Origin of the sequence: Olivibacter sp. XZL3 (assembly GCF_004368405.1) — a bacterium.
Taxonomy (GTDB): Bacteria; Bacteroidota; Bacteroidia; order Sphingobacteriales; family Sphingobacteriaceae; genus Olivibacter.
This window is the reverse complement of sequence record NZ_SBJH01000116.1, coordinates 41,924-56,394: the sequence shown is the minus strand read 5'-3', so window position 1 is coordinate 56,394 and position 14,471 is coordinate 41,924. Positions and strand designations below refer to the sequence as shown.

Sequence of the window (14,471 nt, the reverse complement as noted above, 5' to 3'; positions counted from 1 at the left end):
CCATAGCAACAAGCCACCGTTATTAACTTGCAAATGAAGGGCAATTTGACTAAGTTTGTGCCCTTAAATAAAAGAGATCTTAATACGGGTAACAATCAGCTAAACACCTCACAAACAGCTTTATGCTCTGTTACCTTAATTAAACTGCGTCTTTAATTCATACATGAATGAACTTAAACATAAATTTTCAAGAAAAATTTGAGGAACGCCACATTGCACCAAATGAGCAAGATGTTCCGGAAATGCTTAAAGCCATCAAAGTGGACAGCATTGATCAATTGATTGATGAAACCGTTCCATCTGCAATCCGCTTAAAGGCGCCGTTAAATCTACCGGCAGCTTTAACGGAAACAGGTTATTTACAACGATTAAAGCAAACCGCATCTAAGAACAAGGTTTTCAAATCGTATATCGGCCAAGGCTATTACGATGTTATTACCCCCGGCGTTATTTTACGCAATGTATTCGAAAATCCAGGCTGGTACACCCAGTATACACCTTACCAAGCGGAAATTGCACAGGGAAGGCTGCAGGCCTTATTAAACTTCCAGACCGTTATTATCGACCTCACGGGCATGGAGATAGCGAATGCCTCTTTACTGGACGAAGCCACCGCTGCGGCAGAAGCCATGTTTATGCAATACAGCCTTCGTAAGAACAAAGATGCAGACACCTTTTTTGTATCTGAGAACGTTTTCCCTCAAACCTTAGACGTGTTAAAAACCCGTTCGGTATCCTACGGAATCAAACTTTTAGTGGGCGATCACCATACGGTCGAATTCAATGAGCACATTTTCGGTGCTTTAGTTCAATATCCTGCGAGCGACGGAAAGGTGTTTGATTACAGTGGCTTTGCAGAGAAGGTACATCACCACAACGCAACCCTTAGTGTGGCTGCCGACTTGATGAGCCTCGCCTTACTTACGCCTCCGGGCGAATGGGGAGCTGATATTGTAATTGGGTCGTCCCAACGTTTTGGCGTTCCTATGGGATTTGGTGGACCACATGCTGCATTCTTCGCCACTAAGGACGCGTATAAACGTAATATTCCCGGCCGAATTATTGGCGTTACAATTGATTCTTCGGGCAATTATGCACTCCGCATGGCGTTACAAACCAGAGAGCAGCACATCCGCCGGGACAAAGCGTCGTCCAACATCTGTACCGCACAGGCCCTGCTGGCAATCATGGCTGGTTTTTATGCCACTTACCACGGACCAAAAGGTCTGCGGTCCATAGCAGAACGAATTCACGGTTTAACGGTACTCTTATCCAAGGCCCTGACATCCCTCGGCTATCAACAAAAAAATGAGGCTTATTTCGACACACTGAGCTTCGTTCTCGGCGACCTGTGCAACCCACTACATGCAGAAGCGCTTAATCATGAGTTAAATTTCAACTATATCGGCGAAACTGTTCAGATTTCGTTGGACGAAACAACAACCTTAGCCGATATTAAAGAAATTGTTCGTGTATTCGCCAAGGTGAAAGCAAAAAATTTGGCTGAGATTGATTTTAATGCCCTCGCCTCAACGCTGGAGACCGTTATTCCGCAATCTTTACAACGTACGTCGGCTTATTTAACGCATGAAGTCTTCAATTCGCATCATGCTGAACACGAAATGTTGCGTTACATCAAATCCTTAGAAGCTAAAGATTTATCACTTTGCCATTCGATGATCCCACTGGGCTCCTGTACAATGAAGCTCAATGCGACCACCGAAATGATACCGGTTTCATGGGAAGCCTTTAGCCGACTGCACCCTTTTGCACCAATTGATCAAGTTGGTGGCTATATGCAGATACTCGACGAGTTAAATCAATGGCTGTCTGCTATCACTGGATTTGCTAAAATGAGTTTTCAGCCAAATTCCGGAGCGCAAGGAGAATATGCCGGACTAATGGTGATCAGGGCTTATCATGAAGACCGCGGTGATCACCACCGGAACGTGGTGCTCATTCCATCATCGGCACACGGAACTAATCCCGCTTCTGCATCGATGGCCGGTATGAAAATCGTTGTAGTGAATTGTGACGAACGGGGCAACATAGATGTAGCCGACCTTCGCTCAAAGGCAGAGTTGCATAAAGACAATTTAAGCTGTTTAATGGTTACCTACCCATCTACTCATGGAGTGTTTGAGGAATCAATTATCGACATCTGTGAAATCATTCATGCGAACGGCGGACAGGTATATATGGATGGCGCGAACATGAATGCCCAAGTTGGATTAACCAGTCCAGCCAGCATCGGTGCAGATGTATGCCACCTGAATCTTCATAAAACATTCTGTATTCCACATGGCGGCGGCGGCCCCGGTATGGGACCTATTGGTGTGGCAGCGCATTTGGTGCCTTTTTTACCTGGTCATGAAGTGGTTGATATCAGTGAAAGCAAATCTATTTCGGCAGTGGCAGCGGCTCCATTTGGTTCTGCTTCTATTTTGTTAATCTCCCATGCTTATATAGCCATGATGGGTGCCGACGGGTTAACAAACGCTACTAAGTTTGCCATTCTGAACGCAAACTATATTAAAGCAAGGCTGGAACAAGACTATAAAGTATTGTACGCCGGAGCTAATGGAAGATGTGCGCATGAGATGATCCTCGACTGCCGTAGTTTTAAAAACCAGGGCATCGAAGTGGGAGATATTGCGAAACGCCTGATGGATTATGGGTTCCATGCGCCAACAGTTTCTTTCCCGGTAGCCGGTACACTCATGGTAGAACCTACAGAATCTGAACCGAAAGCCGAATTAGACCGTTTTTGTGATGCACTGTTGGCAATTAGAAAAGAAATAGCAGCCGTTGAATCAGGCGAGGCAGACAAAAGCGAAAATGTACTGAAATCGGCACCGCATACCTTGGCCGTTGTCAGCGCCGATGAATGGAACAGGCCATATTCACGCCAGGAGGCTGCATTCCCTCTTCCTTTCGTTGCAACACATAAATTTTGGCCTGCCGTTGGCAGAGTAAACGACTCCTATGGGGATCGTTCGCTCGTATGCTCCTGCCCTCCGTTAAGTGAATACGAAGACGCTGCGGCGAGCTATTAGTCAGTCGTGAGTTACCAGTTGGGAGTGCCGCTCTTAACTGGTAACTCATAACTTTTTTATACAGTCTTTACAAAGCGTTCGTCGTAGTTTTCTATATCGATAATATAATGATTTTGAATTAGGAAATCGAAGAGCGGTTTAGCTTCAGCAGACACCGGCATATTTTGAGTGGTAATAATTTCATTGTTTGCCTTGTCTAAATAAGGGTAAACATACAATTTTACATTTTTACTAAACATCCCACTTACATAGGCCAGTAGTTCATCTGCATAATTTTCGCCGTAATTTTTTGAGTTGAATATATTTCGAAGATTGGAGATATTGGTAGAAATACCTACGTTGTTCGGTTTAAACTGAGCAAGGAATTCTGCCAGTTTATGATTTCTCGTAAAGTTCGACACGAGGATATGGTTGCCTGTAGCGCACAGCTCTTCCGCTCTTTTTGCAAAATACGCTAAATCCTCGTTGCTCAGCACGGGGTGGTCATCCTCCAACGCGTTTGACATCAACACCTCAATCATCACCAAAAGATTTTTATCCTTGATTGCCAAGTTCTTTTTAAACTGATCGACCGCCAAGTTAAACAAATCGAAATTCGGATTGGACTTTTGCTTGTATTTGGTCCTCAAGATAATGACGTCCTTCTTATAGAGAAAGTCTTTTGCCTGATGCGCATGTCCTTTCTCATCGAAAATTGCCGCGCGCGAAAAGCCCTTAGCCACCAGATAAAGATTAATCAGTCGTTCGTTTACCTGTTTAAAAGCATGCCCGTTCACCTTCACCAAATCGATTTCTACAGAACCCGCGGCAAGGTTATCAACCAAGCTTTCAATCATGGTTTGTGCGTCATGGATGTAAAAATAGGCAGCAAACACCAAGTTTACTCCTAATATACCGAGTACTTTTTGCTGTAATGAGGCGTCGCTATCCAACAGACGTACGTGGAAAATAATATCGTTTGATTCGCCCCCTACTTCGGATTGGAAGCGAAGACCGATCCATCCATGCGGATCATTTGTTTTACTGAAATTCAAGGTCGTTACGGTATCCGCAAAAGCAAAAAACTTTCTATTTTGATACTTCGGGCCGGTGAGCCTGTCGGTGAGTAACCGGTACTCATGGTCCAACATTTTTTCCAGGCGCGAGCGGCTTACATAACGGCCATTTTCTTCCGCTCCATAGATCGCGTCGCTAAAAGCCATGTCATAGGCACTCATGGTCTTGGCGATCGTTCCCGAAGCGGCGCCTGCTGTAAAAAAATTTCTTGCAACTTCCTGTCCGGCTCCTATTTCTGCAAAGGTGCCATAAATTTGATCACTTAAGTTAATTTTTAACGCTTTACGCTTATTTTCCAATATCTCTCTTGCCATAGGGCAAAGGTAGGGAATTAGTTAGGAGTGTCCATGTTAAATTACAGATTCTTACAAGTCGTACAGCGCGTAAAACAGGGCTGCGGCATGGAGTGCTTGTCCAATTTTATTTTCTTTAAGCAGCTTTTTAACCTCATCAACCGTATATAACAATACTTCGATTTCTTCCTGATCGTCCAATGCCTGTTCCTTTACTTTAACCCCTCCTTTAGCAATATAGGTTGTTGTAATGTTGGTACTGGTGGCCGGATTGGGATATAGGTCTACCACCTTTTCCATAGTCTTAAAAGCGTAACCTGTTTCTTCTAGCATTTCACGTTTAGCGGCGGTTAAGGCATCTTCACCATCGTCAATGACACCTCCGGGAATTTCAAGAAACTCCTTCCCCGCACCATGCCGATATTGCCTTACCAAAATAATTTTATTGTCTTCCGTAAAAGCGACTACATTGACCCAATTGGGATATTCCAACACATAATATTCCGGTACGATATGCCCGTTGGGCATTTCACATGAATCTTTCCGTAAAACCGCCCATGGGGCTTTCACTAAATATTCAGATGTTAAAGTTTTCCATTTCATATGCTAAAGGTACGGATAAGAAAGCGTTTATACATCGTGTGTCTATAGTCGTTCCAGGCAGACGCGCAAGCTATCCCGCCAGTTGGGTATGCTCAAGTTGAATTGCTTTTTTATTTTCGATTTATCCAATACGGAATAAGCGGGTCTTTTCGCTTTGGTTGGAAATTCCGACGTCTTAATCGGTAATAAACGGATATTGACATGGTTCAATTCGAAGATGGCATGCGCAAAGTCATACCAGCTAGCAACCCCTTCATTACTATAGTGATATACCCCATACATACCCTCCGCTTTCTTTATGATTTCACATAAAGCCTTGGCCAAATCGAGCGCATAGGTGGGTGTACCCACCTGATCTGCTACAACTTTAAGCTCCTCGCGGTCTTTCGCCAGTCGCAACATCGTCTTGGCAAAATTGTTGGCATATTCCGAGTATAGCCAGCTCGTACGGATGATGATATGTTTTTCCCAAGCGGCCTGAATGGCCAGTTCGCCCGTTAATTTCGTTCTGCCATATACACCTGTGGGACGCGTCGCATCTTCCTCCGTGAGCAAGCCCGTTTGTGAACCTTCGAACACAAAGTCGGTAGAGATATGAATTAAAATCGTGTCAAAGCGTTTACAAAGCTCCGCTAATTTACCCGGCGCTATTGCGTTAATCTTGGTTGCAGCCTCCACTTCATCTTCTGCCTTATCCACTGCGGTATAGGCGGCACAATTGATGACATGCGTTGGTTGATGTTGATGGAACAGGTGTTCGAGCTGTGATTCATTACCGATGTCGGCGTCCTTTGATGACAAAAAGATCGTATCGTCTTCACACACCGTTTGTAAGCACTGTCCTAATTGTCCAAATCCACCCAATACTAATAGCTTGCTCATTTTTCTTATGTTTATTTGGTCATTACAACGGGCTTTATCAGTCCATTCTCGTCAAAGTACATGCGATCAATGCAGGTAACGCGGTGGTGTGCGCTCGTTTCGCCGAGTGGCCTCCGGTGGTAAACGATATACCACTCGTCGTTGGCCTTACCTTGGATAACCGAGTGATGTCCGGCGCCTGTAGCCACGGCAGGATCCTGTTGCAGAATAGTACCGATTCGTTTGAAAGGCCCAAAGGGGGAATCAGCTATCGCATAAGCCACTTTATAGTCAGGGCCTGTCCACCCACCTTCAGACCACATAAAATAATATTTCCCATTTCTTATGAACATAAAAGGGCCTTCCACATAGTTCTCCGGCGTCACTTCTTTATAGGTGCTGCCGTCTTCAAAAGGCACGATACCCGAAAAGTCGTCCTTTAATTTCACCACATTGCAATGTCCCCATCCGCCATAATACATATAATATGAACCGTCGACATCTTTAAAGACAAACTGGTCAATGGGCTGTGCACCGTTTACAATTTCGTTAATCAACGGTTTACCTAGCAAATCGCGGTAGGGGCCTTGCGGCTTGTCGGCAACCGCTACACCGATTCCGCCAACCTCCCCTTCATGAACATCATTTGCGCCAAAGAACAGGTAATACTTTTTATCTTTTGTGAGTACAGCAGGTGCCCACATCGCTTTCTTAGCCCATTTTACAGCAGCAGTATCAATTATTTTTTCGTGCTTTTTCCAAGTTTTCAAATCCTTGGATGAAAATGCGTCCATGAATACCTGCTCTTCATAAGGCGCGGAGTATGTCGGAAATATCCAATATTCCTTACCATACCGTATTCCTTCCGGATCCGCATACCATCCCTCAAAAACGGGATTTGTTTGCGCTTTGGCAATCGGTGCGCTTAAAAAGCAAGTCAACAGCAGCGGTAGCGTATAGCTATAAAGTCTATTCATTTCGGTAAATATTATTTCTTAACGTCTTTATAAAAATAACGACCCTAAAAGTAATAAATTAAATGGCTATAGGAAACACAATTTCGTCTTTGCCGGTCACAAAGATCTTGCTGTTTAATCGTCGACCTGCGGAACTGGGTTTTTACCAATCACTTCTGTTCTTCGGCGGGCACCTATGATTCCGATCATTTTCCTATATTTATAACCTGCGTTTGATTATTATTAGATGCCTTCGCTAAAAAACAAAAAGCACTAATTAGATGCCTATATGAAAACGATATTCGCTTCGAAGGAAACTCACGGTTTCGATTGGATTGACTTGATAGATCCCTCCGTTAATGAGATTGAAGATATAAGTAAAAAATTCTCACTGCATGAAACATCCATTAAGGACTGTATGCAGCCAGACCATTTACCGAAACACGAAACGGTGGACAACTATACCTTTATTATTTTAAGGGTGTATTCACAAAAGCCAATGAGCGATGCCGACACGATACAGGAATTAACGAATAAAATTGCTGTTTTTTATACGCCTGAATATCTCATTACTGTTCACAGAACGGTGCAGCCTCTTATTGGGGAAGTTAAAATGAAAGCCATCGATGCCGGTGGCTGTCGAGACACCACTTGTATATTAAACCGCATTGTTCGAGCCGCTTTGCTCACTTTCGAGGCGCCCAGTGTTCACCTCGCGCAATCACTGGATTATTTCGAGGAAAACGTCTTTTTAAAACAACGGAAGGCGCCCGTTCTAAGAGGCCTTTACTATGTAAAACGGAAGGTGGACGTTATTAAACGCTTGTTGATCTTGTCTTATGAAATCATTGATAAAATAGACACGCCAAAGCAAAGAAACAGCTATACCCGGGATTTACGCGATCTATACATCCGGATGCAGAACGTATACGACAATCTTTCAGAAAATACCGCCCAACTCTTATCGGCTTACTTCTCCATTGCGTCTCACCGAACGAATGAAATCATGCGGATTTTAACCATCTTCTCGGTATTCTTTATGCCGCTTACGTTCATCGTGGGTATATACGGCATGAATTTTCATTATATGCCTGAACTTGATTGGCATCTTGGCTATCCGATTATAATGCTGGTAATGGCCATTATCACTTTAGCCATCTACTTCTGGTTCAGGAAGAAGGGCTGGTTGTAGATATCATCTACTTTTTTCCGCAAAAAGTAGCAAAAACTCCCGATGTAGACAGCTGCTTCAACCTTAGTGCATCCATCTGCAAGTCGCAGTTGACTAAAGCGGATTTTTAACAGAGCGGCGAGGTACTGCGAACAAGCACAGACGGTCTAATAAGATACAAATTGGCTGCAAAGCACCTCGTTATAGTTACACGTTCTTGTCGACCTCAATTAAGCCGGCGGACCATGAAAGCCCCACGCCGAAGCCGGCAACCAGTACCGAGGTTTTCCCTTCAATTAGATCTTTGTTACAGTAGTTTTTTAATGCGATTGGTATGGTTGAAGATACGGTATTCCCCCCATCCCTTAAATCTATGTAAAATTTAGAGGATGGCAATAGGAGTCGCTCTCGCATTACCTTCAGCATATGGGCGTTCGCTTGATGAAAAATGAACTGGCCTACCTCTTCTTTACTTACCTCATTGAAAGCCAGTACCCCCTCAATAAAGGGCGGCACCACGGTACTGGTAAACCGAAATATTTCAGGTCCGTTCATATAGAGGTCATTTTCGGTATAAATGTTGCCTCGTCCATAAAGCCGTTCCTCAGGATCTTTATCAACCGAAAATCTGGTGCCCCCGTTTTTTATAATCAGCTTATTATAGCCTTTGCCATCGGTTCCGAATTTGAATTTATGGATACCGTTTTCAGTGCTCGAAGAAATGACGGTTGCACTGGCGGCATCGCCAAAAATGGCTCGGTTGGATCGATCCTTTTTATTGATATATTTAGAGTAAGTGTCTGTTGTGACCAGCAAGACGTGGTTTGCTTGACCGCTTTCGATAAAAGCTTTGGCCATACTTAAGCCATAAGTATAACCCGAACAGCCTAAATTAAAATCAAAAGCACCTACCGTTTTACTCAAAGCCAATCGGTCTTGCAAAATACAGGCAGTAGACGGCATAATATATTCCGGACTTTGCGTGCAGTATAATACATAATCTATTTCCGTCTTGTCAACGCGCTGAAAAAGCTTTAAACAAGCCTTTTCGGCCAAATCCAATGCTGTTTCATCAGCATCAGCCACATATCGGCTACTTATTCCTATTTTGAACTCAAACTTAGAAAAATCATAATCCGGAAACTCTTCGCTAAGGTCTTGGTTGGTAATTCGTTTTTCTGGAAAGTAATATTCTATCGCCCGTATTCTAGCACCCATAAAAGGTTTTATATTAACAATTTTTCAATAAAGAGTGCAAACCTACTCCTTTTCAGGATATTTTTCATTAATCTGCGTAAGAAAATTACAAAAGTGTGGCCTACGAAAATGGCCTCCAAACAAACGCTGAATTGGTTTTCGGTTCAAAAATACGTTCTATAATAGCTAAACCTCGGCTATTCCCTTCTTGTCCTCTCTAGGGTATACCTCAGAACGGCAGGTTCTGCTTTTTCAGATTTCATTAAATATTCGCGGATTTAAACGGAATCTGAAAACTAAACACGGAGCCTTCACCTTCCTTGCTTTCGACAAAAATATCTCCCTGCTGTAGCTTTATTAACTGATAGCAAATATACAATCCGAGCCCGGTCCCCGGTCTGCTATTCTCTTTTCCTGCCTGATAGTACTTAGTGAATAACTTTGCTTGCTGCTCCTGCGGAATACCTGTTCCAGAATCTTTTATTCGCACAATGAGGTCGCGCATATCGCTTGCTTCTCCCTTTTCCAGTTTACAATACACCTCTACACCTCCCTCGTCGGTGTATTTGATGGCATTGCCGAGCAAGTTAATGACTACCTGCTTTAATCGGAAGGGATCCCCGTAAACCATTTCATCTTCCGGGCCGTCGAAGGTAAAGGTCAAGCCAATATTTTTCTTAATTGCTATAAAACGCATCGTTTCAATAGTTGCTTTTATTTCATGAAAAGGTGTAAAAGACACCACTTTGAGCACCTCAGATTGTTGACTTTCAACTTTAGTCATATCCAGAATGTCGTTCACAGTATCCATCAACATATCCGACGAAGCTTTTATCGAACTCACCATACGACTCTGTTCGGCCGTTAATGGCGTATTTCTCATCAGGTATACAAAGCCGGTTATGGCCGTAAGTGGATTCCGAATCTCGTGACTCATGGTGGCCAACATTTGAGACTTTTGCTCAGCAAGCGCGATAGCCCGTGCGTTTTCCGCTTTATATTGATTTTCCGCTTTACCTGCTTTTTTGATATAGAACAAGAGAAGAGCCACGAAAACGAGCACCATAATAATAGCCGTAATGGTGAATTTATCTAAATCGGCAACGGCTTTTTCATATTGCGCCAATGTCTCTCGTTGGTTCCTCTCCCAATTTAATAAATAGTTGTCTTTTATCTGATCAATTAGCTGCCTTAACTCTATAATCAGCGACAAGTTAGAGGAGATAAGTTCTTGCTGCGATTGGGCCAATAGCGAATGTTCTTTACTCAGTCTGGCCAAAAGCTGTTGCTGCCCCCTTTCATTTTGAATTTGCAGCGCTCTCGTCATGGAGTCCCGCACTGCATTTTCTCTTGCCACCAATAATAATTTGGTACGTAAGGTGTCAGAACTAGGTGAAAAAACTTGTTGCAAACGTTTAAGGAAACCTTTTTTCTTAACGGCCGACGCGACTTGTTTAATGATCGTATCCTGTTCAGCGCTCCGCCTTATTTGCCGTTTTTCCTTAGCAATCCGCACTTTTCTGTTTCCGAGGAAATTGGCTTTCGTGCTTTTTGCCAACAAGGAGTCGAAATTCTTCTTCAGGGCAAACACTTTCAGCGAAAGGTCTAATTTCTCACTCACATACTTTTTAAACTCCTGCTCCTCCAACGACTTTTCGAGGGAGTCGGCCAATACAGGGTATTCGACTAATATCGTGTCTATTTTTGCAAAAACGTTCAACACCTTCCGTTCGTACTCTTTCAGCTTGTCGCTATATCCATAGAGGCTCGCTTGTTGAAAATCGTTTTCAGCGCTACTCAACTCGAGCAAAACATCACTTATTTCGCCCGTTTCGGGCGGCGCTTTCAACTTCACGCTCAGGTAGGCCAGCTTTTCAGCAATCGAATGCCTTAACAGCAGCGAACCGGCTGTAAGTAAGAACACAAATATTAGGAAGACAAATAGCAACCTCTGCAAAATCCCGGAAGTTCTTTCCTGTTTTTTTTGCCCGTCGAGCTTCATAAATCAATCAATTTTTCCCGTTATTTTTCCTTTACCACGCGCGCTCTACGAGGGTTTTCCGGTGTACATCGTACCAACGGTTCATGATAACAGTTTTAGTTCAAGCAATCTGTAACCGCTTAATTTCCCTAATCTTACCTTAATCTATCTCTAATGTTAAGACGGTTAACTTTGCAAAGTTAAACTAAAAAATAGATTATGCTTCATCCAGTATTATTGGCTGCAATCGGCGGCCCCGAGCTAGGTGTCATTGTTCTTGCATTGCTGCTCCTTTTCGGAGGAAAAAAAATCCCCGAACTGATGCGGGGATTAGGACAGGGCGTTCGCGCGTTTAAAGAAGGACAAAATGACGAAAAACCGACATCCGAAACACTAAAAAAAGATGAATCAAGTGCCGAATAAACACGTTGCCATTCGATCGAATGATTCTTCAATGGCGGCGAACTGCCTCCGTTTAGATTCCAATAGGTCTTGTTTCGGGACATCAATAGCGATTTGATACTGCGTAAACAATTGTTCAATAGGCACTACAGCCTTCAGCCTTTCTACGCCCCAAGTTGACAGGTAGCTATTCAGCTTCTTCACGTTGATACCCACATAAGGTATCGCGTAGCTCATCGCTGTGATGGCACCATGCAAACTGGTTCCTATGTAACACCGCGCATTGGCTATCAGATACATGATATCCCATACCGTGACCTCGTTGAAAAACTGGGCTTCGCCCTTTAGATGTGGAAAGACTAACTGCAGGGCCTCATCATCGTTGTGGTTAGAGGCTTTGCCGATGGGACATAAGCAAATATCGGTACCGGTTTGCTCGTAGATCGCATTCAGTAAGGATGCGATTCTTTCCTCTTTTTGCTTTGCATGGTTCCTATTGATCTGAAAGAACACGTATTTACCTTTCTTCTCCTCTACAAAGCGCTTAATAGCAATGCTTACCAAGCCTTGCAGCTGCTCGTTTGGATAAAACTTCGACATTAAAATAGCGGAATCCGGATATAGATTCGTATCGATTCCTTTATCCTTCAAATTCTGCTGCGTAACCGTATCCCGTACAGAAAAATAATCTACATTTTTCAGCTTCTGTTTCAGGCCCTCGACTTTTGTGAAGATTTCTTCCGGAATCTCTGATCCTCCCAACGAATTGAACAATACATGATCGACGCTCTTGAAATCTGTTTTATTAAACACAAAGGGAAGCATGGTCTGTCCCTTTAACTTGCGTTTCGCCCATTTATTGAGGTCCATAAATTTCTCGAGATGGTGCTGATAACGCCGTATCAATTTGTATTTTTCGTTTAATGCGACCAACAACGAATTCCATGTCACCGCGATCGCCTCCCCTCCCGCCACAATAATATTCGCTCTTGTTGAACCGTCATTACAGGCCTGATAAAATGCTTGAATATTTTGCGTAGGCTTTCCTCCCAGGTCGCTTAAATCACTATCTACCATTCCAAAATAAGCCAAATCCAAGGGCTGTCCATATGTCTTCAGCTGTTGCTCAATAATGATCGGAAACAGGAGGTCTCCATAGTTGAACCTGTCGAAAGCGCCTATAATTAATATTTTGTTCATGTCTCAGCCGTTAGCTTGTTATTTTTTGTTTTATCTTGTCTATAAAATTACGCATCAATACTTTTTCATCTGTACACAAACCGAAGAAATAAATACTCAGTCCAAAAGTCAATGCTATAAGCGGAATGCTCAATGCAAATCGATGAGCGTAATGAATATAGTTAATTGCCAATATACCCATAATTAACGCCATAGCTACCGGAATTATTTCCCGATAGATTACTCTCCGAAGATAAAGGCGAATCGATAAACCGCCCAAACGCCTGAGGAAGAACATCCGTAAAATGCAAGCGATAAGTTCAATGATCGCATAGCTTACGATAACCGAATACGCGGGGTAGTTAAGGGACAATAAGATGTAGGCAATGGGTAGATTTAAAAGCAAGGTAGTCCCTACGATTATTTGGTAATATTTAATATCGCCAATAGCTTGCGCAGCCGACTGCAAACCGATAGTTAATTGATTTATCAAGGTTGCGATGAGAATAAGACGACAGAAAATAAGGGTGTTTGGCGGTACATTCTTTAACCATATCGTAAGAATAGCTTCCATTTCGAAGCAGGCGGGAATGGCAATAATAGCGAGGAGAAAGAAACCAAATTTACTAGCCATCATAGCCAACCTCAACATTCTCGGCCGGTCGTTAGCCCCTTCGCTTTTCATTATCTGAGGATTAAGCGCACGCAACAGCGTTGCTGAAAAGAAGTTTAGCTGCGCGGCCACTTGATTAGCGATTCCGTAGGCGGCATTAATAACGGCACCCAAGAAAATATTTAAAAGAACCGCTAGTCCCTGCGTCCGGCCTAAACCACATAAGGTGCCGAAAAGGTTCCATCCTGCAAAGGTAGAAAGCTCCTTTAGCAAGGGTTTATCAGCTTGGATGGTGAGCCCCTTCAAAGAACAATCATCGTATTTCTTTAAACAATAAAGCGCATAAAGCAGAAAGCTCACCACACTCACTAACGCGGTCAGCGCTCCATAAACCATTAGTTTGTCGTAAGACAGAACACTCAAAAGCAAGGCAATACCGAGTTTTAGCAGGGTTTCTATGACATTTACGACCGCCACCCAGATCATATTTTCATGTGCTATCAGGGCCCCGTTAAAGGGTACCACCACCACATTAAAAAAAACCGTTGCAGCCATAAAATGGTAAACAAACCGTGTAGCTTCGATCCGGTCGGCCGGAATGTTAAGCGCGCCATCAAATAAAAACAATCCGGTGATCTCCAAGGCCGCCACAATAATGAACGCGATCGCTATATGCAGTAACATACTGTTACTGAATACGCGCTTCTGCATAGGTAAGTCGCCCGCTCCCTGATAAAATGACAGAAAGCGTTGGGTAGAGGAAGCCATGGTGGTATTCAGAAAAGATAACATCAATACAATGCCGGCAACTAAATTGAACAGACCATAATCCGTGCTTCCTAAAACATTCAATACGACGCGCGTTGTATAAAGTGTTATGCCGGTCGTAACCAACATCCGTAGATAAAGTATGGACGTGTTAAGAGCTACTCTATTCGCTGCGCGCATGTATTAATTTTTTGTTTTCTGTACGTTTTATATCGTTCCTGTCAAAAACGAACGATTCGATTCCCGTTTTCTAAGCTACGAAATTTAGTGATACCGGCATAGAACTATAAAAATCGTGCCGCCGTTCGTGAACTGGCAACTATTGGACTGAAAAT

At 43.3% G+C, this 14,471-nt stretch carries 11 protein-coding genes; 3 read left to right on the top strand and 8 right to left on the bottom strand.

Going from position 1 to position 14,471, the window contains the following annotated elements:
• The first annotated feature begins 167 nt into the window (after positions 1-167).
• Positions 168-3,056 carry an aminomethyl-transferring glycine dehydrogenase gene (gcvP, locus tag EPX21_RS21875; protein WP_134091988.1) on the top strand — a complete coding sequence of 963 codons (2,889 nt, stop codon included), beginning with the start codon at positions 168-170 and terminating at the stop codon, positions 3,054-3,056.
• 56 nt (positions 3,057-3,112) lie between these two features.
• Here gcvP and EPX21_RS21870 read toward each other — a convergent pair whose 3' ends face one another.
• The 4 genes from EPX21_RS21870 to EPX21_RS21855 are packed head-to-tail and all read right to left on the bottom strand — an operon-like array spanning position 3,113 to position 6,846.
• The gene (locus EPX21_RS21870; RefSeq protein ID WP_134091986.1) at positions 3,113-4,426 is read right to left on the bottom strand and encodes a nicotinamide mononucleotide adenylyltransferase; all 1,314 of its coding nucleotides are present in this window, start codon (positions 4,424-4,426) and stop codon (positions 3,113-3,115) included.
• Positions 4,427-4,477: 51 nt separating this feature from the next.
• Positions 4,478-5,008: an NUDIX hydrolase gene (locus EPX21_RS21865; protein ID WP_134091984.1), complete on the bottom strand. Its 531-nt coding sequence runs from the start codon at positions 5,006-5,008 to the stop codon at positions 4,478-4,480.
• 42 nt (positions 5,009-5,050) lie between these two features.
• The gene (rfbD, locus tag EPX21_RS21860; protein WP_134091982.1) at positions 5,051-5,890 is read right to left on the bottom strand and encodes a dTDP-4-dehydrorhamnose reductase; all 840 of its coding nucleotides are present in this window, start codon (positions 5,888-5,890) and stop codon (positions 5,051-5,053) included.
• A gap of 11 nt (positions 5,891-5,901) precedes the next feature.
• A complete protein-coding gene (locus EPX21_RS21855; RefSeq protein ID WP_240768760.1) occupies positions 5,902-6,846 on the bottom strand; it encodes a glycoside hydrolase family 43 protein in 945 nt (314 codons plus the stop codon).
• A 268-nt stretch (positions 6,847-7,114) separates the two neighbouring features.
• Between EPX21_RS21855 and EPX21_RS21850 the strand changes: the two genes are divergently transcribed.
• Positions 7,115-8,017, top strand: a complete 903-nt coding sequence (locus EPX21_RS21850; protein ID WP_134091980.1) for a CorA family divalent cation transporter — start codon at positions 7,115-7,117, stop codon at positions 8,015-8,017.
• A gap of 186 nt (positions 8,018-8,203) precedes the next feature.
• On the opposite strand, the gene EPX21_RS21845 is transcribed toward EPX21_RS21850, so the two are convergent.
• Complete coding sequence (locus EPX21_RS21845; RefSeq protein WP_134091978.1) at positions 8,204-9,214, bottom strand: 3-oxoacyl-ACP synthase III family protein; 1,011 nt, start codon at positions 9,212-9,214, stop codon at positions 8,204-8,206.
• Between the two features lie 241 nt (positions 9,215-9,455).
• Positions 9,456-11,117 (bottom strand): HAMP domain-containing sensor histidine kinase, encoded by a 1,662-nt coding sequence (locus tag EPX21_RS21840; RefSeq protein ID WP_166670848.1) that lies wholly within the window; start codon positions 11,115-11,117, stop codon positions 9,456-9,458.
• Positions 11,118-11,393: 276 nt separating this feature from the next.
• Between EPX21_RS21840 and EPX21_RS21835 the strand changes: the two genes are divergently transcribed.
• The gene (locus EPX21_RS21835; protein WP_134091974.1) at positions 11,394-11,597 is read left to right on the top strand and encodes a twin-arginine translocase TatA/TatE family subunit; all 204 of its coding nucleotides are present in this window, start codon (positions 11,394-11,396) and stop codon (positions 11,595-11,597) included.
• Here EPX21_RS21835 and EPX21_RS21830 read toward each other — a convergent pair.
• Both EPX21_RS21830 and EPX21_RS21825 read right to left on the bottom strand, forming a co-directional pair.
• The gene (locus EPX21_RS21830) at positions 11,583-12,776 is read right to left on the bottom strand and encodes a polysaccharide pyruvyl transferase family protein (RefSeq protein WP_134091971.1); all 1,194 of its coding nucleotides are present in this window, start codon (positions 12,774-12,776) and stop codon (positions 11,583-11,585) included. The two genes, EPX21_RS21835 and EPX21_RS21830, sit on opposite strands and share 15 nt — an antisense overlap.
• Before the next feature lie 10 nt (positions 12,777-12,786).
• Positions 12,787-14,316: an oligosaccharide flippase family protein gene (locus EPX21_RS21825; protein ID WP_134091969.1), complete on the bottom strand. Its 1,530-nt coding sequence runs from the start codon at positions 14,314-14,316 to the stop codon at positions 12,787-12,789.
• Positions 14,317-14,471: the final 155 nt, after the last annotated feature.

Coding starts and splice junctions, on each gene's coding strand:
- EPX21_RS21830 (WP_134091971.1), bottom strand. CDS start 12,776: ATGAACAAAATATTAATTATAGGCGCTTTCGACAGGTTCAACTATGGA.
- EPX21_RS21870 (WP_134091986.1), bottom strand. CDS start 4,426: ATGGCAAGAGAGATATTGGAAAATAAGCGTAAAGCGTTAAAAATTAAC.
- EPX21_RS21855 (WP_240768760.1), bottom strand. CDS start 6,846: ATGAATAGACTTTATAGCTATACGCTACCGCTGCTGTTGACTTGCTTT.
- rfbD (WP_134091982.1), bottom strand. CDS start 5,890: ATGAGCAAGCTATTAGTATTGGGTGGATTTGGACAATTAGGACAGTGC.
- gcvP (WP_134091988.1), top strand. CDS start 168: ATGAACTTAAACATAAATTTTCAAGAAAAATTTGAGGAACGCCACATT.
- EPX21_RS21835 (WP_134091974.1), top strand. CDS start 11,394: ATGCTTCATCCAGTATTATTGGCTGCAATCGGCGGCCCCGAGCTAGGT.
- EPX21_RS21865 (WP_134091984.1), bottom strand. CDS start 5,008: ATGAAATGGAAAACTTTAACATCTGAATATTTAGTGAAAGCCCCATGG.
- EPX21_RS21825 (WP_134091969.1), bottom strand. CDS start 14,316: ATGCGCGCAGCGAATAGAGTAGCTCTTAACACGTCCATACTTTATCTA.
- EPX21_RS21850 (WP_134091980.1), top strand. CDS start 7,115: ATGAAAACGATATTCGCTTCGAAGGAAACTCACGGTTTCGATTGGATT.
- EPX21_RS21845 (WP_134091978.1), bottom strand. CDS start 9,214: ATGGGTGCTAGAATACGGGCGATAGAATATTACTTTCCAGAAAAACGA.